General features: G+C 40.4%; 24 protein-coding genes. 12 read left to right on the forward strand and 12 right to left on the reverse strand.

What is annotated here, in order from left to right; genetic code table 11:
* Positions 1 to 59: 59 nt before the first annotated feature.
* From BWD42_RS09675 to BWD42_RS09690, 5 genes are all read left to right on the forward strand, one after another.
* Entirely contained in the window at positions 60 to 956 is an 897-nt protein-coding gene (locus BWD42_RS09675; protein ID WP_077435420.1) for an AraC family transcriptional regulator, read from the forward strand.
* A gap of 443 nt (positions 957 to 1,399) precedes the next feature.
* Positions 1,400 to 1,573, forward strand: coding sequence for a hypothetical protein (locus tag BWD42_RS24705; protein ID WP_175992006.1), 174 nt, complete (start codon positions 1,400 to 1,402; stop codon positions 1,571 to 1,573).
* Positions 1,574 to 1,874: 301 nt separating this feature from the next.
* The gene (locus BWD42_RS09680; protein WP_175992007.1) at positions 1,875 to 2,918 is read left to right on the forward strand and encodes a LacI family DNA-binding transcriptional regulator; all 1,044 of its coding nucleotides are present in this window, start codon (positions 1,875 to 1,877) and stop codon (positions 2,916 to 2,918) included.
* 91 nt (positions 2,919 to 3,009) lie between these two features.
* Positions 3,010 to 4,320 carry a Gfo/Idh/MocA family protein gene (locus BWD42_RS09685; RefSeq protein WP_077435423.1) on the forward strand — a complete coding sequence of 437 codons (1,311 nt, stop codon included), beginning with the start codon at positions 3,010 to 3,012 and terminating at the stop codon, positions 4,318 to 4,320.
* 13 nt (positions 4,321 to 4,333) lie between these two features.
* Positions 4,334 to 5,086 carry a DUF1080 domain-containing protein gene (locus BWD42_RS09690; RefSeq protein ID WP_077435424.1) on the forward strand — a complete coding sequence of 251 codons (753 nt, stop codon included), beginning with the start codon at positions 4,334 to 4,336 and terminating at the stop codon, positions 5,084 to 5,086.
* 107 nt (positions 5,087 to 5,193) lie between these two features.
* Here BWD42_RS09690 and BWD42_RS09695 read toward each other — a convergent pair whose 3' ends face one another.
* The 4 genes from BWD42_RS09695 to BWD42_RS09710 are packed head-to-tail and all read right to left on the reverse strand — an operon-like array spanning position 5,194 to position 8,071.
* Positions 5,194 to 6,039, reverse strand: a complete 846-nt coding sequence (locus BWD42_RS09695) for a hypothetical protein (protein ID WP_077435426.1) — start codon at positions 6,037 to 6,039, stop codon at positions 5,194 to 5,196.
* On the reverse strand, positions 6,036 to 6,419 hold the full coding sequence (locus BWD42_RS09700) for a GntR family transcriptional regulator (RefSeq protein ID WP_077435428.1): 384 nt from the start codon (positions 6,417 to 6,419) through the stop codon (positions 6,036 to 6,038). The genes BWD42_RS09695 and BWD42_RS09700 overlap by 4 nt, the downstream gene beginning before the upstream one ends.
* 1 nt (position 6,420) lies before the next feature.
* The gene (locus BWD42_RS09705) at positions 6,421 to 7,236 is read right to left on the reverse strand and encodes a hypothetical protein (RefSeq protein WP_139351080.1); all 816 of its coding nucleotides are present in this window, start codon (positions 7,234 to 7,236) and stop codon (positions 6,421 to 6,423) included.
* Positions 7,220 to 8,071 carry an ATP-binding cassette domain-containing protein gene (locus tag BWD42_RS09710; protein ID WP_077435432.1) on the reverse strand — a complete coding sequence of 284 codons (852 nt, stop codon included), beginning with the start codon at positions 8,069 to 8,071 and terminating at the stop codon, positions 7,220 to 7,222. Before BWD42_RS09710 ends, BWD42_RS09705 begins: the two co-directional genes overlap by 17 nt.
* A gap of 745 nt (positions 8,072 to 8,816) precedes the next feature.
* Here BWD42_RS09710 and BWD42_RS09715 point away from each other — a divergent pair.
* Entirely contained in the window at positions 8,817 to 9,290 is a 474-nt protein-coding gene (locus tag BWD42_RS09715; RefSeq protein WP_077435434.1) for a hypothetical protein, read from the forward strand.
* On the opposite strand, the gene BWD42_RS09720 is transcribed toward BWD42_RS09715, so the two are convergent.
* The 3 genes from BWD42_RS09720 to BWD42_RS09730 are packed head-to-tail and all read right to left on the reverse strand — an operon-like array spanning position 9,291 to position 12,071.
* Complete coding sequence (locus BWD42_RS09720; protein ID WP_077435436.1) at positions 9,291 to 10,067, reverse strand: enoyl-CoA hydratase/isomerase family protein; 777 nt, start codon at positions 10,065 to 10,067, stop codon at positions 9,291 to 9,293.
* 9 nt (positions 10,068 to 10,076) lie between these two features.
* Entirely contained in the window at positions 10,077 to 10,916 is an 840-nt protein-coding gene (locus BWD42_RS09725) for a hydroxymethylglutaryl-CoA lyase (protein WP_077435438.1), read from the reverse strand.
* 6 nt (positions 10,917 to 10,922) lie between these two features.
* Positions 10,923 to 12,071: an acyl-CoA dehydrogenase family protein gene (locus BWD42_RS09730; RefSeq protein WP_077435440.1), complete on the reverse strand. Its 1,149-nt coding sequence runs from the start codon at positions 12,069 to 12,071 to the stop codon at positions 10,923 to 10,925.
* Positions 12,072 to 12,224: 153 nt separating this feature from the next.
* Here BWD42_RS09730 and BWD42_RS09735 point away from each other — a divergent pair, with 153 nt between their 5' ends.
* Positions 12,225 to 13,832 carry an acyl-CoA carboxylase subunit beta gene (locus BWD42_RS09735; protein ID WP_077435442.1) on the forward strand — a complete coding sequence of 536 codons (1,608 nt, stop codon included), beginning with the start codon at positions 12,225 to 12,227 and terminating at the stop codon, positions 13,830 to 13,832.
* 114 nt (positions 13,833 to 13,946) lie between these two features.
* On the opposite strand, the gene BWD42_RS09740 is transcribed toward BWD42_RS09735, so the two are convergent.
* Together BWD42_RS09740 and BWD42_RS09745 are read right to left on the reverse strand one after the other, a co-directional pair.
* Positions 13,947 to 15,875, reverse strand: a complete 1,929-nt coding sequence (locus BWD42_RS09740) for an acetoacetate--CoA ligase (protein WP_077435444.1) — start codon at positions 15,873 to 15,875, stop codon at positions 13,947 to 13,949.
* 169 nt (positions 15,876 to 16,044) lie between these two features.
* Positions 16,045 to 17,091 (reverse strand): ferredoxin--NADP reductase, encoded by a 1,047-nt coding sequence (locus tag BWD42_RS09745; RefSeq protein ID WP_077435446.1) that lies wholly within the window; start codon positions 17,089 to 17,091, stop codon positions 16,045 to 16,047.
* A 176-nt stretch (positions 17,092 to 17,267) separates the two neighbouring features.
* On the opposite strand from BWD42_RS09745, the gene BWD42_RS09750 reads away from it, so the two are divergent.
* A complete protein-coding gene (locus BWD42_RS09750; RefSeq protein WP_077435448.1) occupies positions 17,268 to 17,984 on the forward strand; it encodes a superoxide dismutase in 717 nt (238 codons plus the stop codon).
* A 60-nt stretch (positions 17,985 to 18,044) separates the two neighbouring features.
* Here BWD42_RS09750 and BWD42_RS09755 read toward each other — a convergent pair whose 3' ends face one another.
* Positions 18,045 to 18,443, reverse strand: coding sequence for an SRPBCC family protein (locus tag BWD42_RS09755; RefSeq protein ID WP_077435450.1), 399 nt, complete (start codon positions 18,441 to 18,443; stop codon positions 18,045 to 18,047).
* A 16-nt stretch (positions 18,444 to 18,459) separates the two neighbouring features.
* Positions 18,460 to 19,110 (reverse strand): orotate phosphoribosyltransferase, encoded by a 651-nt coding sequence (gene pyrE, locus BWD42_RS09760; RefSeq protein WP_077435452.1) that lies wholly within the window; start codon positions 19,108 to 19,110, stop codon positions 18,460 to 18,462.
* 22 nt (positions 19,111 to 19,132) lie between these two features.
* Here pyrE and BWD42_RS09765 point away from each other — a divergent pair, with 22 nt between their 5' ends.
* From BWD42_RS09765 to BWD42_RS09780, 4 genes are all read left to right on the forward strand, one after another.
* Positions 19,133 to 19,720, forward strand: coding sequence for an NUDIX domain-containing protein (locus BWD42_RS09765; protein ID WP_254846204.1), 588 nt, complete (start codon positions 19,133 to 19,135; stop codon positions 19,718 to 19,720).
* Between the two features lie 57 nt (positions 19,721 to 19,777).
* Positions 19,778 to 20,494, forward strand: coding sequence for a 3-ketoacyl-ACP reductase (locus BWD42_RS09770; protein ID WP_077435456.1), 717 nt, complete (start codon positions 19,778 to 19,780; stop codon positions 20,492 to 20,494).
* A 115-nt stretch (positions 20,495 to 20,609) separates the two neighbouring features.
* Complete coding sequence (locus tag BWD42_RS09775; RefSeq protein WP_254846205.1) at positions 20,610 to 21,560, forward strand: NADH:flavin oxidoreductase/NADH oxidase; 951 nt, start codon at positions 20,610 to 20,612, stop codon at positions 21,558 to 21,560.
* 103 nt (positions 21,561 to 21,663) lie between these two features.
* On the forward strand, positions 21,664 to 22,056 hold the full coding sequence (locus BWD42_RS09780) for a VOC family protein (protein WP_077435458.1): 393 nt from the start codon (positions 21,664 to 21,666) through the stop codon (positions 22,054 to 22,056).
* Between the two features lie 142 nt (positions 22,057 to 22,198).
* On the opposite strand, the gene infB is transcribed toward BWD42_RS09780, so the two are convergent.
* On the reverse strand, positions 22,199 to 25,345 hold the full coding sequence (gene infB, locus BWD42_RS09785) for a translation initiation factor IF-2 (RefSeq protein WP_077435460.1): 3,147 nt from the start codon (positions 25,343 to 25,345) through the stop codon (positions 22,199 to 22,201).
* Positions 25,346 to 25,394: the final 49 nt, after the last annotated feature.

Genomic DNA, 25,394 nt, shown 5'->3' on the forward strand with positions numbered 1-25,394 from the left:
GCGTAAAACATGGACGGATATTTTATAAAGATGGATTATTTTACGATAACCTAATCCCGATGACGGAAAAGAAAAAAGATGGATTTGATGGCCAACGGGCTATAGTACTTCCTCGAGCTATTCTTTCTAAGTACTGTAGCCGTAACCCGCTCATCGCTGGAGCATACCTGACAGATATCGGCTATTACCCGAAAGCCAAATTCCATTATAGGATGCGTGTGCAAGGAATAGACCAACATATTCTGATCTATAATATAGAAGGATTTGGCTGGGCCGAGGTGGGAAATAAAAAATTTCTAATTAATCCTGGTGATTTCTTTATCATTCCAGCTGGAGAGGCCAACTGTTATGCTGCGGACGAAAATAATCCATGGTCAATTTACTGGATTCACTTTAAAGGCCAAACTGCCGATGCTTTTATACAGACTTATTTTCAGCGAACTGGAACTTACTTTGGCCGCCTGCCCTATAATGAGCACCGGGTTGATCTTTTTAACGAACTATATAAACACCTAGAGCGAGGCTACAGCCATGACAATCTTAGTTATGTCAATATGCTGTTATTGCATTTCCTGTCTTCCTTTCTATTCGACCCTATTTTTAATGAAGCTTCTTCAATAGATAATGAGACTGACGTTATCCATCAGTCCATCTTATACATGCAGCAAAACATGTCATCCATACTTACTCTTCAGAATATCTCCGCTCATGTGCATATTTCCATGTCACACTATGCTTTTTTGTTCAAAAAGAAAACAGGCTTTTCACCGATAGAGTATTTCAATCATCTCAAGATTCAGAAAGCCTGTCAATACCTACAGTTCACTTCCATGCGAATAAAAGAAATTGCCTATCAGTTAGGTATTGAAGACCCTTATTATTTCTCCCGCTTATTCACCAAGGTAATGGGCATATCACCGAAGGAATATCGAAATAAATATATCAGCAAAACATAAAATAGTCCATGCCCTTAGAAAAGCAGTGGTCTTTCCGTATAATCGCATGTGGCCTTATTTAATCGGCAAAATACACCTGCTCTTTTTTTCGAATCACTCTATTTCATGGACAAAAAAACGGATTATACCTAGCGATCAGTTCAATTATTATAGCTAACTATTAGCTGCTCCGATCTGACTTTACCACATGCTCTGATTCTCTTATTTTAATTGGAACGCAATCTAAACAATTCGGAGCTGTCCCAAATCAAAAGTTCCGCTCTTAAGATCGGCCTCAAGCCCTCATCGCTTTATTTTTGCGGGGCAGCCACCTCTCTCTACTGATGATGTAAAGTCTACATAAACCGAAAGAGCGAACTATTCGCGCGATATCAATATATTGAAAACTATTTACATTTTAAATTGTCGTTATTATATAGAAACAAATAATTAATAGATATATTATGAAAAAAATAGCGCTTTTCTCCTTGATGTCAAGTACTCTTTTATTAATGACCAGTTGCTCCGTGATAGAGAGTATTTTTAAAGCCGGTGTTTGGACAGGTATACTCATTGTTGTTGTTGTCGTTGCGCTTGTCATCTGGCTAATCAGTAAGCTTTTCGGCGGGTCAAAATAATATACGGGACGGAATCTTTCATGAAAACTGAAAGATTCTAGATCCATTATTCGTTTTTACTGCTTTCTCCTTTCGCCTAGACCTTCATCCCAAACAACAGTAAACAGGTCTTTACATGGAATTACTGTCGTTTTTGTAAACTCCATTTGAAAAACTTTTTTTTATCTTATCTTTATAATTTAATAATTCATCATCTGAATACAATTAAACCTGCTAAGCAGCATTCATAAAACATTTTCATCCCTATTTCGATAGCGGATAGCACATGAATAATGATAAAATAAAGGAGAGGAAAGAGAACATGAAAAGAGTTACCTTAAAAGAGATTGGAAAGCAATTAAACCTTTCACCGGGAACTATTTCCAAAGCGCTTAATGATAGTCATGAAATCAGTGCGGAAACAAAAAAAATGATTTTAGCCTACACGCAGAAGATCAACTACATACCAAACTTTTCGGCCAAAAGCCTGAAAACGGGACGTTCAAATACATTGGCTATTATCGTCCCTTTTATTTCAAGTTCATTTTTCTTTGATTTCTACGAAGAAATCTCGCTTACATTATCCAAAACAAATTATCAGCTCATTCTACTCCAGACGTTCAACGACGAAAAAAAAGAAAAAGAAGCATTAGAGCTCTGTGTGCAAAGTAATATTGATGGTATCATCATTTCACCTGTAAAAAATGATTCCAGTTTGTCCCTTTTGATGTATATAATGGATCAGATCTGTCCGATTATTATTTTTGACAGGATAAATCATCAACTTGACACCTTTAAAATTGGTATCCAAAACAATAAAGTAATCTATCAGGCAACAGAAGAAATGATAAAAAATGGTCGCAAAAACATTATTCTACTGCTATGTAAGGATATCGGGGGGAATGCCAGCAGAATTAAGGGGTACAGGGACGCACTTTTCAACTGCTCTATTCCCTATAACGAGCAAAATATTGTAGAAATATCATACTCAAGCCCAAAAGATGATATTGATGAAGAACTCGAAAGAAAAATAAGTGGGTTATTAAGCAGTTCGCAACCTCCTGATGCACTTCTATCGACAACGGACACCTTGTCGCTAAAAGTATTACATATATTAAATAAGCTAGCGGTAAAAATTCCAGAAAATATGAATTTAATCGGCTTCAGCAACACACCCTTTGCAAATAGCTTAAACCCATCGTTGACAACGATCACCCAACCAACACGTCTTATGGCAGATAAATCTGTAGAGCTACTGCTCGAAATGTTAAAAAAGAGAAATAAAAAGAATTATTTCGAATTTGAAACTTATTTTCTAGACTGTAAGATTGAGCATCGAAAATCAACTTCTGTATTTCCCGGATAATCGGTAATCTTTTTTGGATCAAAACAAAAAAGATATTACGACCGTCAACAACTTAATACCATTATATTCATTTATAAACATAAATTTCAATATGTCATTCGATTCCGATAACCATTCAGCACAAAACTCAAGGAGATCATTCCTAAAAAAATCTGGCATTATTGCCCTGGGAAGTTCCCTTCCAACTTCCTCGTTGTTATCTTTTACAGGCCAATCAAAGGATCAAATCATTAAGGTCGGACTTATAGGCTGCGGCGGCAGAGGTACAGGTGCTGCCATCCAGGCCTTGCAGGCTGATCCAAACTGTCAGATTACTGCTATGGCAGATGTTTTCCAGGACCGTATGGACGAATCTTATGCCGCTTTGATGGAAGTTCGCCCTAAACAGGTAAAAGTTGACAAAAAAAACAAGTTCTTAGGTTTTGATGCCTTTGAAAAAGTCATTAATAGTGATGTAGACGTGGTACTGCTCACCTCTCCACCAGCGTTTAGACCTCTACATTTAAAAGCTGCTGTTAACGCAAAAAAACATATCTTTTGTGAAAAACCTATGGCTGTTGATGTACCGGGACTGCACAGTGTATTGGAATCGGTAAAAAAAGCAAAAGAATTAAACTTATCGCTTGTTTCCGGCTTCTGCTTCCGTTATGATCTTCCAAACCGAGCTACATTTACTAAAGTTTTAAAGGGTGCAATAGGCCAAGTAAGATCAGTCAGTACATTCCGCTATGGCGGCGAAGCGACCTATATCGAACCTCGTCCAGAATGGAATAAAATGACCCAACAAATGAGAAACTGGTTTTATTACAATTGGCTTTCAGGTGACTTTATAGTAGAACAGGCCGTACACAGTTTGGATATGATGTCTTGGGCAATGGGTGACATCATGCCTATTTCAGCGATGGGTACCGGCGGCCGACAAGTCCGTGTAGATCCAAAATATGGAAATATCTACGACCATTTTGCCATAGAATTTAAGTATGCAAATGGAGCAATAGGAACACACTTCTGTCGACAACAAGCAGGAGCCACCCCTAGAAATTCTGTGAGCATGCTAGGAACAGAAGGTGTGGCTGAAGTTATCATTGGAGGTAAACATACAATAACCGGGAAAACGGACTGGAATTACACCGGAGCAAAAAACAACATGTACCAAACGCAACATGATGAACTGTTTGCTGCAATCAGAAGCAACAAACCGATCAATGATGGCGAGTGGATGACCAACAGTACACTACTCGCTATTTGGGCGCGTATGGCGGGCTATACAGGTCAAAACCTAACCTTTGATCAAGTAATAAATTCGAAAGAAAGTCTTGGCCCTGAGTTATCGTCTTACAACTGGGAGCTCAACATAGATGGACCTCCTATTGCTACACCGGGAAAGACAAAATTTAGCTAAGCTCTAAAACCTTATGAAAAGACTTATTTATTGCATTTTCGGCATTTTACTGCTTAACAATAGTAACCTTCTTGCCCAAGAAAATACGTTATTTAATTTTGGACACGAAGTCCAATGGAATGACTGGATATTAAACAAGAAAAAACCAGAAAAAATTCATTGGATCAATGTCAACACAGACCCTGACACATGGCGCATGGAGAAGGGTAATCTTATTTGCAAGGGAAAACCAATAGGTGTAGTGCGCTCTGCAAAACAGTACGAAAACTTTATTATCCATGTTGAATGGAACCATCAATACGCTGGCGGCAATTCAGGAATTTTCGTTTGGTCAGACGCCAAACCTGATCCAGCCGGAAGACTACCTGGAGGAGTAGAAGTGCAAATGCTTGAATTGGACTGGGTAAATCAGAATCATATTGATGGTAAGCAAGCGCCAATTGCCTACGTACACGGCGAATTATTTGGAGTAGGTGGGGTCACGACAATACCAGACACCCCTCGCGGCACACGGAGCAAATCCATAGAAAACAGGGCTAAGGGAAAAGGCGAATGGAACAAATATACAATCGTATGTATTGATGGCACGATCAAATTGGCCGTTAACGGAAAATTTGTCAACGGGATACGCAATTCAACTGTAAAAAAAGGTTATCTCTGTCTCGAATCCGAAGGATCTGAGATTCATTTCCGTAATTTTAAACTGATTGCGCTGGAACCCGGTGTCACAAGTGATCAACAGATCGCAGCGTTGATTACCCCTTAGATCATGATAAACAAAAGAGCTCAAAATTCCATTTATTGGGATTTTGAGCTCTTTACATAGCAAATACTTGTCCGCCAGATCTTGGCTACCGAAATCAATACAGAAGACTATTTGATCAGATTACGCAACGCATGGACTGGTAAATCAATTTTTGTATCATTTGACAAACGCCCATTCAATGTATTCCATTGCAAACTATCAAGTCGGACTGAAGACACTCCTTCCGTTTTGATATCCAAAACATCGACTCTAGATTTATCCCCTTTTCTATTAAAATAGACCTCCGAATTCTTAGCTAGAATATCAGCAGTTTTGTAATCCACACGCGGTAGCCCTAGATTGGTATTTGTAATATCAACACGTAAATGACTGACAGGTGCCGTGTTTTTATCGTCACGGTATCCAAAATCATCTATATGCGAATTCGTCAAAACCAAATTGAGCGTATTGATGGCTGTTTCTCCACTTAAAGTAAAATTCTCAACACTGTCACCAACAATAGTGAACTCATCAAGTTTTGCCGAAAACTCGTTTATATCCGCTTTCTTCAATTTTAGGATTTTCAGATCAGGTGTAAAAATATAGACCGACTTATAATACTTATCACCGCCCTCCAAAAAATCCAGCACGAGCACACCATCTGCTTCTATCTTCGTCTTTACAAGATCCGCCTGACTCTTATTTACCTTCACCATAAACTTATCACTTTTCACCACATGTAAATTTATCCCCCTTGCATCTGAACCAAGGATTTGCAGCTTATCAAATTTCCCAACAGGAAACGACCGAAAATAAACATCCGCCGCGTTAGGATTTGACACCTCTTTTTCTACATTTGCATGATAAACGTTTGCATCGACCCTATTGATGCGAACAAAATAAGAGGCTACCAATGTCGGAACAACAAAAAGGAATATAGCGAGCCCTATCAATAATTTAGTACTTAATTTCATGATTCATTTTGATTAAAATTCTGTTCAACAAACTGTCTGTAACGTTGCTCCAATTCAGTTAGACCAATTTCCAATAAATAAATATTCCGAAAGAACAAGGGAAGATCCTCTTCCAAAAAAACCGTCTTCCGGTGAGATTTAACGTTCCGGACAGAATCCGCGGTCAAGAAAAAACCAATTCCGCGTTTATTTGTGATAATCTCCTTCTGTTGCAGCATATCATAGGTCCGCATCACTGTATTCGGATTAACCTCCAATTGAACTGCCAGCTCCCGTACCGATGGTAATTTGTCGTTCGTTTTCCAGGTTTCCATTAAAATATGATCACATACATATTCCGCAATCTGTAGATAAATCGCTTTGTTGGCATTAAATTCCATATTAAATCTCCTTCTCTTTTAACCTTAAAAAGGCAATCCCCCAGAATATCAATGTGAGCATTATCCCCGTCACTGTAATTAGCGCAAAGATGTGATTTGAATCTGACCAATAGTTCTCATCCATACGGCCCACTGTATTTTCCGTTTGTGTTTTCATGAGATACACAAAAAAAGACATCCAGACAACACAATAAAGCAACAATGAGATTGCGGTCTTGATATATTGATAACCTTTAAAAATAATCCCTCCCATTAAAAATATGGCGTTCAATACGAAAGGTAAAAAACAGGCATAATATGCACCGCTTGGATAATCCACACTATAAAAATATTGCCAGAACTCTACTGTTATCTGCTCACCAAGCTCATTGACCTCCGTTCTAATGGATGGACCAAAACTCCTTAAATACGACACAAAGGCTAAATCGATCAGGTAATAAATCAGCAGAAATGAGCTGATCCCAACGATCGCCGTATAAAAAATACCGACCATAAATTTTTCCAACTGCGACGCCGGTATCATCAGTTCAAAAATTGCCCTTGTCTTGCGTCCCAGATCAGCAAAATAACTACTCGAGATCACCGTCACAAAGAACAATCCCAATACACAGAATAAAGGCGCTCTAAAATTCAATATCGAATAAGCATGTGCAGAATCATTTTGAAGACGATCATAATTGGTCCCCACGTTGAAAGCATAAAAACAAAAGATTACACCGGCGATCACACCTATTGACATCAGATATATTCGTCCAAAACCGACCCATTGCCTACGGATCAGCGCAAAAAAACGTGTAGTATTAAACAGGTTTGACATATTCATCGACTTTAATGAGATTTGTAATTTTTTCTTTTTGTTGCAAAACAGCATTGAACAACAACTCCAGATCCAGTTTGGAATCTTCCGCTAGTGTATTTGGAAGAATCACATTGAAGCCTCCAAGCGCCTCCTCTGCATACAGCACATCAAAAGACAGCTCCTTCGTCTTTTTGAAACATAGCTTATCCGTGATCAGGTTAACAGAAGCATTCAACGCCACCTTGTGTTCATCAAGTAAAATAACTGCATCAATCAGATTATCTAAATCACGCACCTGATGGGTTGAGATGATTACGCAACGGTCATCTGTGATGGCCGAAGCCATAATTTTACGAAACTGCACTTTCGAAGGGATGTCTAAACCATTCGTGGGCTCATCCATAATGATGATTTTCGTATTAGAAGCCAAACCAAACGAAATAATGTATTTCTTTTTCTGCCCATAGCTCATCTCCGCCAATTTTTGTTCTACCGGGATTTCAAATTCTTTAATCAAGCGGGAGAAGTATTCCCGGTCAAAATTGGGATAAAACCCCGCGTTGGCTTTTAAAAATTGTTCAGATTTTACCGCAGGCAAATAAAATTCCTCCGGAATAAAACTGATCTCCCGCAACAAAGAAGGCTCCCGTCGTGCTGGATTGTGTCCCAAGACTTCAACCAGCCCAGAAACTGGATATACCAAGCCGGCAATATTTTTTAGCAAGGTAGACTTACCCGCGCCATTCTTTCCAAGCAATCCATAGATATGCCCTTGCTTCAAGCTGAGATCCATTTGAAGAAAGAGTGGTCTGGACTTACTATAACTGAAATTTAGATTTTGGATAGTAATCATACTACTGTATTATTTAATTAATACACTAATATAGATACTAATCCTCGATGATTCCAAAAAATATGTAAAAAAAATAAAACTGTTTTATCACTTTTAAAGGCTATCTGACCACCAGCTCGGTAGCTGATCGTAAAGCTAAAAACCAGAAAGAATAACAAACAATAAGTTTATATAACAAACATATTTATACTGATAAAAAGACAATTAAACAAACAAATTATGAAATTCATAATGGATTAAACAAGTTATCATGCATTATTTTTGTGCATATTTAAAACCAGCTCCATTACAAAATCTAAAATCAGCCCATTACAGACACTTTTTTATCGGAATGACAGAAAGACACTGCAGCACGCCAAAAGCTCCTCAAATCGTTTAAAAGGCATCAAAAACCGCGTATTAAAAGACTGCAGAGTAAAGTCAATTAAAATCGGTATTCACCAACTCCTTTTTGAGCTGGACACCACCTACAATCTGGTCGAAAACCGCATCTGTAGCACCAAGAAGCCAATTAACTCTAAGTTAATATCAAATAAAATAAAATCATAATAAATTAATAATCAGATTTATGATAATATTATATAAACCAAAAAATCACATCAAATTCAAAGATCATTTTTATCATCTTCTCATCCGATGATAGCACTTAGCAATCATTTTTAACCCGAATCTGCTTCGCTGTCGTCACAATAATCAACCGACTGAAGTATTTTTTAATGTATTTTATGTCCATCTTTGTATCGCTATGACTTCTATTTACGCCTTTATTTTAGCATTACATTCCACCTGGCGATGGGTTGTTTTGATCATTCCTATAGTTAGTTTATTCCGTTTTGCTTATCAAAAAAAGAAGAGACTCCCCTTCACCCCTATCGATAATTTCTTAAAAAAGGCAGTCATTATTGCTTTTTATATGCAAGCATTAATGGGTATCATACTCTATTTATTAAGTCCGATCACACAATATTTTCTGACACATTTCGAAATAGCTGTACACTTACGACAGATCCGTTTTTTCGGAATGGAGCATAGCAGCATGATGATTCTTGCCGCAATCTTTCTGCTTATCGGTGGCCTAAAAAGCAAAAACGCCGATACATATGATCGACGTTTCAAAATTTTACTCATTTGGTTTGGTCTCGCTTTACTGATTGTCTTAAGTTCCATTCCCTGGGAATTTTCTCCTTTGACCAGTAGACCAAGTTTCCGTTCTTTTTGATCAGCTATTCTTCCACTCTCCCTTTCGTTTATCACGCATTGCCGCCATCCCTTCTTTGAAGTCAGCTGTCTGACGAAGTTTAGCAAGCTCATCCAAAAGAAATGGATATTTATTCGTTAATGCACCATCTTTTAATCTACGAAGCGCGCCAAAGCCCCTTGAGATAGCCAGAGGCGCATTGGCTACAATTGTTCTTTTCAATGCATCCAATTCAACCTCCTCTGGCTCCAAAATTGCATAAAGCAACTCCTTTTCCAGCGCCTCTTCCGCAGAGAAAGACCTACCTTGAATACAAAGATCCATTGCTTTCCGTTCAGGCATATACTCCAGAAGCAAGGCCAATACTTGAAAAGGAAAAAGGCCGATCTTGACTTCCGGCAATGAAAATCGCACCTGTGGCGTAGCTAACAAATAAGTACAGGATAAGGCAATTAGAAATCCACCTGCAATCACATCGCCTCGAACAACACATATTGACGGCTTATTTAAATCAGCAAACAATTCGGCAAGCGATTTTTCGACTTTGGGAATCCGAGGATTAATTTCGTCAACCGAAGGATCTTCAAAAGCTTTCAGATCCATTCCGGCACAAAATACGGGTCCTTCAGCTTCAACCTGTATCAAACGAATCTCCGGATCCGCATTAGCTACTGCCAAAGCATAGGCAATCTCACTCACCATGGTCGGACTAAAAGCATTCCTTTTCTCCGATCGCGCCAGCGTCAATATAAATACATGCTGTTCGCGTTGTACCTTTATGAAATTCAATTTTTCCATTTATTCTATCTACAAGATCATCTGTCTAAAGCTATTCTCCAAAGCCATCTTTTCTGCCAAACTCCCCCTACCGAAAAAATCCAGCAAAATTTCCGATGGAATATTTCCAACCAAATCATCTTTGGCAAATGGACATCCACCATAGCCCAATAATGCCCCCTCAAACTTACGGCAGCCGGCATCGTAGGCGGCCTGAACCTTTGCTAGGCTATCCTCTCGCCTGGCATGAAAATGCGCCCCGATAGCGAGCTGCGGATAACGCGTCCGGACAAGGCCGAAGAGCTCAGCAATCTGTCCGACATTCGCCTCTGAAGTCGTATCGGCCAGAGAAAACTCCACTATCCCCAGTTGCATAAGCCGATCGATCCATTCTTTGACCAGATCTACCGACCAGAAATCACCATAAGGATTACCAAAAGCCATGCTAAGATACACCACTAATGTCTTACCATAGCTATCAGCCAGGACTTTCATTTCCTTCAATTGCTGATAAGAATCCTCCAGCCCCCTATTCGTATTGCGCAACTGAAAGGTTTCTGATATAGAAAATGGATAACCTATAAAATCTATTTTCTCCAACTGAACAGCTTCTTGAACACCCCTCAGATTGGCGACAATTGCCAATAACTTTACCCGATCATTCTTCAAAATACCATTCAGGACTTCTTTTGTGTCTGCCAATTGCGGAACCGCCTTTGGAGAAACAAAAGAACCAAAGTCAATCACATCAAATAAACCACTTGCTATCAACGTATTGATATGCTTAACCTTCTTATCTGTTGAAATAAAATTATGCAGCCCTTGAATGGCATCTCGTGGACAATCGACCAATACAACCTGATCTCTCATATTATACTATAAAATATCTTTTTCAATTTCGCGGGCAATCACCATCTTCTGTATACTGGAGGTTCCCTCACCTATTGTACATAATTTGGCATCACGAAAGAACTTTTCCGCAGGATAGTCTTTTGTAAAGCCATATCCACCAAAAATCTGCACAGATTCATTTGAAACACTTACAGCCGCTTCAGAAGCATACAGTTTGGCCATTGCGCCAATTTTGGACACGCGCTCACCATGATCTTTGAGATAACCCGCCTGACGAGTCAATAGCTCACTCGCCTCCACTTGGGTAGCCATATCTGCCAAGGCAAATGAAACCGCCTGAAAATCATAAATCTTCTTCCCAAACTGTTCTCTTTCATGCGCGTATTTTAGTGCACATTCATAAGCGCCGCGCGCAATTCCCAAAGAAAGGGCCGCAATGGAGATTCTTCCGCCATCCAAAAGCTTTAGGGCCTGTACAAATCCTTGACCTTCCTCCCCAATGAGCTGGTCACGATGAATCCTACAGTTATCAAAAAATAAACATGCCGTCTCCGAAGCACGCATACCCAGTTTATTTTCTTTTTTTCCTGCAGTAAATCCCGGTGTACCTTTTTCAACGATAAAAGCAGACATTCCTTTTTTATCACCCTTTTGCCCCGTCCGAGCGATCACAACAGCGACACTCGAACTAATGGCATGTGTAATAAAATTCTTCGAACCATTCAGTACATAATAATCCCCATCCCTTTCAGCAAAGGTGGTCATACCACCGGCATCCGAGCCTGAGCCAGTCTCCGTGAGGCCCCAAGCACCAATCCATTCCGCAGTAGCCAGTTTCGGAAGATAGCGTTTCTTCTGTTCTTCATTAGCAAAACTCAAAATATGATTGGTACATAATGAGTTATGTGCCGCCACCGAAAGTCCGATCGATCCACAAACTTTGGAGATTTCATCCAGAACGGTGATATACTCCTGATAACCCAGGCCCGAACCTCCGTATTCCTCGGGAACGATAACGCCCATGAAACCATGTTCACCTAATTTTTTAAAAACTTCTATTGGAAATATTTGGGCTTCATCCCATTCCATCACATAAGGTTTGATATGATACTGTGCAAAATCTCGTGCACTCTGTCTAATCATATCCATTTGTTGTTTATTTTCAATAAACATAAGCATGAATATTAAATTTACAATCGGTAATACAATTCAAATATATCAAAATATTTAGGAATAAAATTGCAAATATTTTAAAATTTTATTTTAAATTTATCTAAAAATAAGAAATTCTTAATTACATCGCTTTTTAAACCAGAATTATAAACTATGAAGGAGCTGCTCGCATTACTTCGCCAAAAAAGAGAAAATTTAAAACTCGGTGGTGGCATCGATAAAATCAAAAAACTAAAGGAGAAAGGTAAACTGTCGGCATGGGAAAGAATAACGTACTTACTGGATCCAGATCGGGAGTACCTCGAAATAGGCATGTTTGCAGGAGAGGGCATGTATACAGAACATGGAGGCTGTACCAATGCAGGCTGCGCAGCTGTTTTAGGTTATGTCAAATCTAAACTTTGCGTTATTGTTTCGAACGATGCCACCGTAAAAGCTGGAGCTTGGTTCCCGATCTCGGCCAAGAAAAATCTGCGTGCACAGGAGATCGCCATGGAAAACAACCTTCCGATCATATATCTAGTGGATTCTGCAGGTGTTTTCCTACCAATGCAAGACGAAATTTTCCCCGACAAAGAACACTTTGGACGAATATTCCGTAATAATGCGCGCATGTCCTCCATGGGCATTCCACAGATTTCCGCAATCATGGGCAGCTGTGTTGCGGGCGGCGCCTACTTACCCATTATGTCGGACTATGCTTTCATTGTCGAAGGCACTGGATCTGTATTCCTGGCAGGACCATATTTGGTTAAATCAGCTATTGGAGAAATTGTAGATGCCGAAACACTCGGGGGCGCCGCCACACATTCCGAAATATCAGGTGTTACGGACAATAAATTCCCCGACGACCAAAGTTGCCTTACCGCCATTAAAAACGTAATTGATAAAATCGGCGGACATGCAAAAGCTAATTTCAATCGAAAGGAAAGCCTGCCTCCAAAAACAGACCCCGAAAAAATTATAGAAATCCTTCCGGAGGACCGAACCAAACCTTACCGCATGCAAGATATCCTCGAAGCGATTGTTGATGCAGAAACACTGGAGGAGTATAAACCCGATTATGGCAAAACCATTGTATGCGCACTTGCACGTGTAGATGGCTGGGCTGTGGGCATCGTCGCCAACCAACGGGAAATCATTAAAGCAAAGAAGCCCGGAAATGCAATGGAAATGCAAATGGGTGGGGTTATCTACAGCGACTCCGCGGACAAAGCTGCTCGCTTTATTATGAACTGCAACCAACAAAACATTCCGCTCGTCTTCTTTCAGGATGTCACTGGGTTTATGGTCGGCAGCCGATCGGAACAAGGTGGAATCATTAAAGATGGTGCCAAAATGGTCAATGCAATGGCAAATTCCGTCGTACCCAAATTTACATTCATTGTAGGCAACAGCTATGGAGCGGGAAATTACGCGATGTGTGGCAAGGCTTATGATCCGCGGTTGATCTATGCTTGGCCAAGCGCCCAAATGGCCGTCATGAGCGGCGCCGCTGCCGGCAAAACGCTATTCCAAATCCAGGAATCCGCATTGAAGGCCAAAGGGAAGGAAATCAATGAAGAAGAAAAGAATATACTATTGAAATCTATTGAAGACCGATATAATGAACAATTAAGCCCTTATTATGCCGCTGCCCGACTCTGGGTCGATGGAATTATTGCCCCTGCGGAAACCAGAAAAGTTATCAGCATGGGAATAGAAGCCGCTAACGAAAAACCTATTGTTGAGCGATACAATGTGGGGGTAATTCAGGTATAAGTAGCCATATAATAGGAAAAATGAGCAGACAACAATAGCTCAAGTAATAAAAAGCCCGCCTGTACCTATGATGCAGGCGGGCTTTTTTAAAGGGCTCAACAAATCTGATGCTGTTTACAACGTACGCCAGGTTTTGCTGATAACTTCAAACCCATCTACAGCCTCCGGATTTCGCATGACATCTTTTGAAACAGCTTTATCAACAGCTATACCTGAGAAGATCTTTTTAATAGGTAGTTCCAGCTTTTTCCCGCTCCAGGTATAAGGAATAGCAGAAACCTCAAAAATTTCATCCGGCACATGCCGGGGACTATATTCCCTTCGAAGAGACCTCTTTATTTTATCCTTGAGTTCATCATCCAGCACACCATTTTTGATCTGTACAAAAAGCAACATATCAGAAGAACCGTTTTCATGATCAACACAGATGACCAAGCTATCCTGAACCTCATCCGTTGCATTCAACACATTATAAATTTCAGCTGTTCCGATACGCACTCCACCACGGTTCAGTGTCGCATCAGAACGTCCATACATGATGATACCATCATTTGGTGTGATCTTAATCCAGTCGCCATGGCTCCAAATACCAGGATACTTATCAAAGTAACTATCATAATATTTCTCATTGGAATAATCATTCCAAAAGTAGATTGGCATACAGGGCATCGGCTCCAAGATAACCAGCTCGCCCACCTCATCGTACACAGCTATTCCCTCCGCATTAAAAGCAGCTATCTTAGCCCCCAATGTACGGCATTGTATTTCGCCGGCATACACATCAAGCAATGTACAGCCCGAAAGAAATGCGCTACAAACATCTGTACCACCACTTAGTGAAATAATCTGAGCTTGCGGAAATTGCTGTTGTATCCATTCAAAGACAGCAGGCGGCAGCGGAGACCCCGTAGATCCAATTGTTTTTGGGGTATAATTCAATGTTTTCAGATCTTGATCCTGACAGGAGATTAAGTAGGCAGCACCTGCACCAAAATGATCCACAGCAGTTTCTTTTGCAAACCGCCATAGGCTCAATTTATCCGGATAGTTCGTTGCTCCGTCATAAATGCACAGTGTATTTCCCATTAATAATGCCGAAAGAGCGTAATTCCACATCATCCAGCCTGTTGTGGAATACCACATAAACCTTTCCCCCTGCTGCACATTCTGATGCAGCCCCAGTGCTTTCATATGTTCCAACAACATCCCCCCAGCCCCATGTGTTATTGCTTTAGGTTTTCCCGTCGTCCCCGAAGAATATAAGATCCATATGGGATCTTCAAAAGCTACTGCAGTAAACTTAAGCTCATGTTGTGAAACGTCCGAATCCATGATCATTTGCCAGGTTTTATCATCGATAAAAACATAGGCTGTCAAAGACGGCAATTGTCCAGCAAGCTTACGTATGCTATCTTCCTTGTCAAAAAGACGCCCATTGTAATAGTAATCTGCATTTGCAAAAAGCACCTTAGGCTCGATCTGCTCAAAACGGTCCTGAATACTTGCTTCGCCAAAATCTGGAGAACAGCATGACCAAACCGCCCCAATTGAATTCGTAGCTAAAAACAACGCGATAGCTTCCACTCCATTGATCAGCACCCCAGCAACCCGGTCCCCTTTCCTAACCCCTTGATTTTGTAGGTAAATTTGTAATCTGAGCACCATGACCTTTAGCTCTTTCCAGGAGATCTCGCGCAAAGGCTGCTGTTCCGACTGAAAAATAAGAGCCGGTCGGGCATCTGTTTCGCAACGAAATACATGCTCCGCATAGTTTACCGTTGCTCCACTAAACCACTTTGCTCCAAAAAAGTCATCCCTGTTCGCCGGAAGAGCTAATACACTGGTAAAATCTGAATGAAATTTTAAATTAAAGTAAGTTGCAATATCCTGCCAAAAATCAGCAACATGTGCAGTTGACCATGCCCATAGATCATGATAAGACGCAAAGGATAATTGATATCGCTGTTCGATATACTGTTTGAATTTATTGATCTCAGATCGAGATTTTTGTTCTTCTGTCGGGCTCCAGAGTAATTTTCCCATAATAGTTGGATATAAAAACGGTTATACCCAAACTTAGTTAAATTTGCTTTGATATGCAATTTTTATTGGCGCCAAAACAGAACAAACAAATAAAATCAATTATATTATTGAAATATTATTCTGAAATACCTACAATTCATCAAATAAACAAGATAAACCCAGGCTTTTTTTAAAGCACTTCGATTTCGGTTCCCTCGACCACCGGATGACCGGTACACAATAATATCCGTCCATTCTCCATTTCACGATCGGTTAATACTTCATTGTAGTCCATTCTTACTTTTCCTTTAGAACATTGCGCAATGCATGTACTACACATTCCGGATTTACAGGAATAGGGTAATTTGATTTTATGTTCCAGCCCCACATCCAGAATAGATTTATTATACGGGACCTCCAGATCATAGCTTTTGCCCTGAAAATGTAACCTGATTTGATACGATGTTGTATCGATCGCTTTCTCGGATTCATCGTCATCATCCTCTTCATTTTCGGGCAATAAAAATGTTTCTCTTTTTATCTGGTCGGTATCAAAGCCCATCCCCAAAAGTGTAAAACGACATAAATCCATGTAAATCACTGGGCCACATGTGTAAAATAAAGCATCCTCTTTTTTCCCGACAAGATGATCCTTGACAATGGAAAGAATATAATCCCGATTCAGCCTGGCTTTCATTAGATACTTACTGTTGGAATAAATCCAGATAATCGTTAAACGGTCCGGGAATTGCATGGCCCATCCCTCCAACTCCTCACGGAATGGTGTCTGATCCGCAGATCGATTACTATAAACCAACACAACCTTGGACTCCTTCTCCGTAAGAAGCGCCGTTTTAAGAATGGAATACAAAGGCGTTATACCAATCCCCGCAGCAAATAGAAATAAAGTTCTGACCTTATATTTCTCAGGCTCATAGGTAAATAATCCCTGCGGTTCCATAGCCTGAACGATATCCCCTTCGGCAATCGTATGATGAAGCAATCGCGAGATTTCCCCATTTTCCACACGTTTTACAGTGATACTTAATGGTTCATCATAATCCGGAGAGCTATTAAAAGAATAGGAACGACGAACCTCCCGATCACCGAACATAAATGAAAGTGTAATAAACTGTCCAGCTTTATATCTAGGGTACTTACCATCAAGAGGTTCCAACTGAAAAGTGATATTATTATTGGGTTGAGGAATTATCTTTGCTATTCGTAATGCATACATAGCTCAAATATACTGTCGAATTTTGGCTTACACAAATGTAAAAACCGGAATAGAAATAGCGTTCACACGGACAATTTATAACAATTTTGTTGTATTACAATTGACAGACAATTCTCGTACAATATTTGTGGAATTTCACGTTATATTTATATCGAAACTTATTATAATAAGATTATATGCAAACACGCAGAAACTTCCTTCAAAATGCAGCAAAAGCCACATTGGGTATTGCTGTATCTGGATCAATATTACAAGATATTGCTTCCGCGAAAGCAACTGAATTAAATGCCGCTACCTTAAAATTTTCTCAAGTAAAGTTACCTTTCAGTTATGCAGCATTGGAGCCCAATATTGATGCCCTGACGATGGAAATCCATTATACAAAGCACCATGTGGCCTATATCAATGCTGTCAACGAAGCCATTGTTGCCGAAGCTATCAAGGAAACTTCAGAAGAGCAGCTTTTAGCTAATATATCCAAATATTCGCCAAAAGCCAGAAATAATGCCGGTGGCGCATGGAACCACAATTTCTTTTGGGAAAGCCTGTCCGACAAAGCAAGTCAACCCTCAGAAAAAGTGTTAACGATGATCAATAAGGCCTTTGGCTCATTGGACAAATTTAAGGAGCAATTTGCTGCTGCTGCAACGAGCCGTTTCGGTTCAGGCTGGGCCTGGCTGATTCTTGACGATTCGGGTAACCTGAAAATAACTTCTACGCCAAATCAGGATAATCCATTAATGGATGTTGCAGAAGTAAAAGGCATCCCTGTTTTGGGGCTTGACGTCTGGGAACACGCTTATTACCTGCATTATCAAAACAAGAGGGCAGACTACATCAAAAACTGGTGGAATGTCGTCAATTGGAAAAAAGTAAATGAACGAATCGCATAACATAAAAAAGCCCGATCTAACGATCGGGCTTTTTTATGTTATGCTCCGCAATACAACTTGCTATCCCAGTACAGTTTTCAGCTTGTTCACCTGAAAGTCAATCAGTTTCTGAAGCGGTCCTGCAGCGATCATTTTCATCATCATATTCAGATCCGCATCGATAATAAATGTAGCCTTTGTTACCGTATCAGATAATGCCTGCAGTTCCCATCGCAATGTTACCTCAAAAGGAGCTTTTTCAGATGGAATCAATTTAATCACTTGATTTTCTACACGCTCATCAACTTTCAGCGCCAATTTTGCCATATTTTGAATGGTAAACCGTGCTTCGTCTGCTGTGGAAGACCAATTATAGATATTCTCGGGCATTAACTGCTCATGATTATTGAGATCAGTTAGAAAAGCAAATACCTCGCTGACATTTCTGCTGATTTCTGTCGTGTTCTGAATAGTAGTCATAACGGTTATTATTTCTTTATTGAAAATTCTCACCCCATCCCGCAGGATTCAATCGCCATTTTTTCAAAATTTCAACATCCTCTTCCAATACGTAACTATTTTCAGCGGCAACTTGAATCAATGCATCGTAGTTACACAAGCTGAAGTAAGGACATTTCGCATCAGCAAAATTATCAGTTGCCTGTTGTAATCCGTAGGTAAATATGGAAACCAATCCGACAACATTACAACCTGCTTCGCGCAATGCTTTGACTGCGATCAGGCTGCTTTTGCCCGTCGAAATTAAATCTTCAACCACAACTACACGTTGACCACTAACGACCTCACCTTCAATCATATTCTGACGACCATGATCTTTAGCTGAGCTTCTAACATAAGAAAATGGTAAGCCCAAATCCTGCGCAACCAACACGCCCTGTGGAATACCCGCCGTAGCAACTCCAGAAATCATATCCACGGATCCAAACTCTTCTTGAATAAGCTTAGAAAGCTTCTGACGAATATACGTACGTATCGCTGGATGAGATAAAGTGATACGGTTATCACAGTAAATTGGAGACTTCCAACCCGATGCCCATGTAAAAGGACTTTTAGGTTGCAATTTTATTGCTTTAATTTGCAATAAGGATTCAGCAACTTTTTGTTCAACCTCATTTAAATTATTCATGGCGCAAATTTATAAAATTTATATGAACGAAACCGTGCTAATTTTAGCCGATTTCGTTCCTTCGAAAACAAAAAACACGCAAACAATTAGTATTCAAGACATTGAACTTCAAAAACTTTTCAAACAATCTGAAATTGATAAAGTTCCAAAGACCTATCTCTACGTCAATAAGGATTTCGAAACCGTATTTCAAAATTTAAAAAGTAAGTTGAAAATCATCAAGGCAGCTGGCGGATTGGTTAAAAACGGTGACGGAGATTACCTTTTTATCTACCGCTTGGGTAAATGGGATCTCCCAAAAGGCAAAGTAGAAGACAATGAAAAAATGAAAGAGGCTGCCGTACGTGAAGTAGAAGAAGAATGTGGCATTAAAATCAACTATCTGGGAAAAAAGATCGTAACATCTTACCACACCTATTATTTACGTAATGGAGAATTTGTATTAAAGGCAACCAACTGGTATGAAATGGGCGTTAATAAAGTTCCCAAACTCATACCACAAACCGCTGAAGACATTACAAAGGCAGAATGGCGTTCTATAGAGCAATTTGACGAAGTAAGGGCCAACACCTATCCGATTATAGAAAACATCATTAAAAAGCTCAAATAAGCCTTCTTTTGAGGTTCATTTGACAGTAATCCAGGAGATCATTCTTATTTTTATACGATGGAAAATATAACAGGAAAAAGGGCCTTAGTGACCGGTGGAGCAAAAGGGCTTGGGAAAGCCATCGCTGTTGCATTGGCTAAAGAAGGCGTGCATGTTGCAATTACAGGAAGAAACGAAATAGCATTAAAACAGACTGCTGCCGAATTGACCGCTTTAGGTACAGAAGTTACATATGCCGTATTTGATGTGTCAGATAACGAGGCGGTACAGCAGGGAATTAAAAACCTCAATGAAACCTTTGGCAACTTTGATATTCTTGTCAACAATGCGGGCATATCTTCCTTCGCCTCTGTCATGGAGATGGACGTGCAAGACTGGACTGCGATAATCAATGTTAATCTAATGGGAACCTATTTTGTTACAAAAGCAGTGCTGCCTCAACTAATTGAAAAAAATCAGGGCGATATTATCATGGTATCTTCTACTGCCGGATTAAATGGGGCCGCTACCACATCAGCCTATAGCGCGTCAAAATTTGGTGTCATTGGATTTGCCGATTCATTGATGCGTGAAGTACGTAAAAATAACATTCGGGTTTGTACCCTGACACCAAGTACCATTGCATCCGATATGTCCATAGACCTTGGTCTAACTGACGGTGATCCAGAAAAAGTATTACAACCGGAGGATTTCGCTGAATTGGTTATTGCCAATTTAAAATTACCTAAAAGAGCGATGTTAAAATCAGCCTCTTTATGGTCGACAAATCCATAAGGTTATTATTGTGGGGCTTTAAACATACCAAACCCCACAATAAAATTATTTCTGATCATTACTACCGTCCCCAGAAGGAAGTTCACCAATTCATGTTTACAATAAACAAAAAAATATGAGTCAACTATTTTCACCCCTAAACATCGGTTCCCTGCATCTGAAAAATCGCTTAGTCGTCTCCCCCATGTGCCAATATTCTGCTGAAGAGGGATTTGCAAACAACTGGCATCTTGTCCACCTTGGTCAATTTGCAATTGGTGGCGCAGCAGCAGTCATACAGGAAGCAACAGCCGTAGCGCCCGAAGGCCGAATCAGCTATGGAGATCTTGGGATATGGGATGACCAGCATATTGACAAACTCAAAGAAATAACAACTTTTATCAAAGCAAATGATGCTATCCCCGGCATTCAGCTCGCGCATGCGGGCCGCAAAGCCAGTAGCAACAAGCCCTGGCTTGGCCGTGGCCAATTTGCCCCTTCAGAAGCCCTAGGATGGCAGACCGTTGCTCCATCTGCATTGGCATTCCATTCGGCAGATCACGTCCCCAGAGAGCTTAAAACAAATGAGATCGAAGAAATCATCGAACAGTTTGGACAAGCTACCCAAAGAGCGATTCAAGCTGGTTATGAAATCATCGAACTCCACGCAGCACACGGCTACCTCATCCACCAATTTCTCTCCCCTTTGTGCAACCTGAGAACAGACAAATTTGGTGGTACATTTGAAAACAGGATACGTTTCTTGCTGGAGATCATCGAAAGGGTAAAACAGGAAATAACAACACAAAGCTTATGGGTACGTATTTCAGCGACAGACTGGGCCCCGAACGGTTGGGACCTGGATCAGTCCATTGCTCTGACAAAGCTTCTGGTAGAACAGGGTATCGATATCATCGACGTATCAAGTGGTGGAGCGGTTGCACATCAAAAAATTGATGTTGGCCCCGCCTATCAACTTCCTTTTGCTGTAGCGATCAAAGAAAAAACCGGAACCAAGACCGCTACTGTTGGACTTATTAAAACAGCTACTCAGGCCGCAGATATTATCGAAATCAGGCAGATTTAATTATGATTGCCCGGGGCTTTTTGGATGATCCCCATCTTCCATTACACTTTGCAAAAGAATTATCGGTAGACATCCCTTGGCCAAAACAATACGAAAGAGCAAAATGAAATTAAGCCTAAACAAAATACACCATATTGCGATTATATGCAGTGATTATCAACGATCGAAAAAATTCTACACCGAAGTCCTCGGGCTTGAAATCTGGCAGGAACATTATCGGGCAGAACGGGATTCATATAAATTGGATTTAAAAATCAACGAAACTTACATCATTGAATTGTTTTCCTTTCCCTCCCCACCTAGTAGACCGAGTTTTCCTGAAGCTGCCGGACTGAGGCATTTAGCTTTTGAAGTCGATAATCTAGATACGGAAATACATAAATTAGAACAGGCAGGTATCGCACATGAAGGGATAAGGATCGACGAGCTAACACAAAAAAGATTCACTTTCTTTACCGATCCTGATCAGCTTCCGATAGAACTATATGAACGTTAGAAACAAAACTTTCATACTCTTATAAGCACCAAGGGCTATTAAAATCAAGTGAAGGTTCTTTCGGACCAGCAGAAAACAGACTATAACAAAAAAAAGCGTTGATTTTCATCAACGCTTTTTTATCATGTCGTAAATCGTCATATTACAATTTACGTTTAACTTCTACTTGTTCGTAAGCTTCTACGATATCACCAACCTGAATGTCGTTGAATCGGTCGATATTCAAACCACACTCGTAACCTTGCGCAACCTCTTTCACGTCGTCTTTAAAACGTTTCAGGGAAGCCAGTCGACCTGTATGGATAACGACACCATCTCTGATGATGCGGATATCATTATTTCTATTGATCTTACCTTCTCTAACCATACATCCCGCAATAGTACCCACTTTGGAGATTTTAAATGTTTCTCTGATTTCAACTTCAGCAACAATTTTCTCTTCAAATTTCGGAGCCAACATACCTTCCATCGCAGATTTAATCTCTTCGATAGCATCGTAGATGATCGAGTATAGACGAACGTCGATTTGCTCGTTCTCAGCCAATTTACGTGCGTTTTGTGTTGGACGTACTTGGAAACCAATGATAATCGCGTCAGAGGCAGAGGCCAATAATACATCTGATTCAGAGATCGCACCTACTGATTTATGGATAATATTCACCTGGATCTCATCTGTTGACAATTTCAATAATGAATCTGATAATGCTTCGATAGAACCATCCACATCACCTTTCACGATAATATTAAGTTCCTTAAAGTTACCGATAGCCAAACGACGGCCGATCTCATCCAAGGTAATATGTTTCGTTGCACGCATGCCCTGCTCACGTTGTAACTGAAGACGTTTGTTTGCAACGGTTCTCGCTTCAGACTCACTTTCAAGAACATAAAGCTTATCTCCCGCTGTCGGTGCACCAGCCATACCTAATATCTGTACAGGTACAGAAGGTCCAGCTTCTTTGACACGTTCACCTCTTTCATTGGTTAAAGCTTTCACCTTACCGGAATGTGAACCTGCCAAAATTGGATCTCCGACACGAAGAGTACCACCTTGGATCAATACTGTAGTCACGATACCACGGCCTTTGTCCAAAGCTGCTTCGATCACTGAACCAACAGCACGCTTTTTCGGATCAGCTTTCAGATCCAACATTTCAGCTTCCAAAAGAACTTTTTCTAAAAGAAGATCAACATTCTCACCGGTTTTTGCAGAAATTTCCTGTGCCTGGAATTTACCACCCCAGTCCTCAACCAAGATATTCATTGCAGAAAGCTGCTCGCGGATACGATCTGGATTCGCTCCTGGTTTGTCTACTTTTGTAAATGCAAATACAATCGGTACTCCAGCTGCTTGCGCGTGATTGATCGCCTCTTTTGTTTGCGGCATGACGGCATCATCCGCTGCAATAACGATAATAACGATATCTGTTACTTTGGCCCCACGTGCACGCATCGCCGTAAAGGCTTCGTGACCTGGTGTATCCAAAAATGTAATTTTACGATCATCATCTAATTTCACGGCATATGCACCAATATGTTGTGTGATACCACCGGCTTCACCAGAAGTAACGTTTGCCTTACGGATATAATCCAACAAAGATGTCTTACCGTGGTCAACGTGTCCCATGACGGTCACGATTGGAGCTCTGGACACCAAATTTGCTTCAGTATCTGGCTCTTCCAGTTCCGCAGTTTCCTCATCTTCAGGTTTAATAAATTCAACTTGATAACCAAATTCATCTGCTACAATAGCCAAAGTTTCCGCATCCAGACGTTGGTTGATAGACACAAACATACCTAAACTCATACAAGTTGCGATAATCTGTGTGACCTGAACGTCCATCAAATTTGCCAGCTCGTTTGCCGTAACAAATTCTGTAACACGCAATACCTTTGCCATTAATTCTTGCTCCATTGCAGCTTCTTCCGCATGTTGAGCGACATCATCACGTTTTTGGCGTCTTAATTTCGCACGTTGAGCAAATTTACCAGATTTACCTGCCCCACTTAAACGAGCAAGCGTTGCCTTGATTTGGTCTTGGATTTCCTTTTCAGAAGGCTCCTCTTTATTTTCAACAGGTCTTCCTTTTCCTCTATTGTCAAAACGACCATGTTGTGGTCTCGCTCCACCTTGTCCCGGTCTACCTTGATGCTGGTTATTTCCACCTTGCCCAGGTCTGCCAGAATGCTGGTTGTTTTGTCCCGGACGGTTGTTCGGATTATTGTTGTTACCTTGACCAGCACCTCTGTTTCCTTGTTGGTCGCGGTTTTGGTTATTATTTCCATCACGAGGACCTCGGTTTTGGTTGTTATGTCCCTGACCTTGTCCCGCATTCGGATTTACTGGACCATTTGGATTCGTGCGTTTACGCTTACGTTTCTCATTATTGTTTCCAGCATTTGAAGATGATGCTACAGGTTTGTGCGAAGGTCTAGCTGAAGGTAATTCAATCTTACCAATTACTTTAGGACCAGTCAATCTTTCTGCACGGGCAGAAATAATATCATCGCCATCTTTTTTCACAGGCTCCACTGTTGGAGTTACTGGTACAGCAGCTCTTGCTGCTGTTTCGTCTTTTTTCTTTTCTTCTACCTTCACAGGTTCGGTTTTTGTCTCTACAACCGGAGTTGCTTTTACTTCAGTTTTATCTACTTCAGGTTTTGGAGCTTCTACCTGAGGTGCCACCACTTCAGCCTTTTGCTCTATAACCTTTGGTTCTTCTTTTTTCGCTTCAATGACCGGTGTTTTGACTTCCGCTTCTTTCTGCTCGATTACTTTCTCTACGGGTTTAGTCTCCTCCGGTAGGTCTTGCGCCAATTTAGGTTCTTCCTTTGAAGACTCCTCTTTTTTAGCCTTGTTACCACCTCTATTCAGGGCATCAAGATCTATTTTGCCAACCACTTTCATACCTCCTTGATGAACAGCTTCCTCAGGTTTGGCAGGAGCAGATTCTTTGGCTGACGGGATTTCTACAGTATTTTTAACCAAGATCTCTTTTGGTTCCTCATGTTCTTCGAAATCCTCATTTCTAGACGATTCTTTAGGAGAAGTGGATGGTGACTCCTCACGACGAATTTTGCCAATAACAATTTGTTTAGCTTCATCTTTCAGTGATTTGTCTCCCTGAAACTCTTTTAACAGCACACCATACATCTCTCCGCTCAATTTAGTGTTAGGCTTTGCTTCTACATCATATCCTTTTTTCACTAAACATTCCACGGCAGTATGTATCCCGATGTTGAGTTCTTTTGCTGCTTTAAGCAAGTTTGTTCCTTTTCCTTCAGTCATCTATAATATAAACTATTTTAATATAATTACAAAAATATGTTTTTTTCCA

The organism is Sphingobacterium sp. CZ-UAM, from assembly GCF_002000245.1.
Taxonomy (GTDB): Bacteria; Bacteroidota; Bacteroidia; order Sphingobacteriales; family Sphingobacteriaceae; genus Sphingobacterium.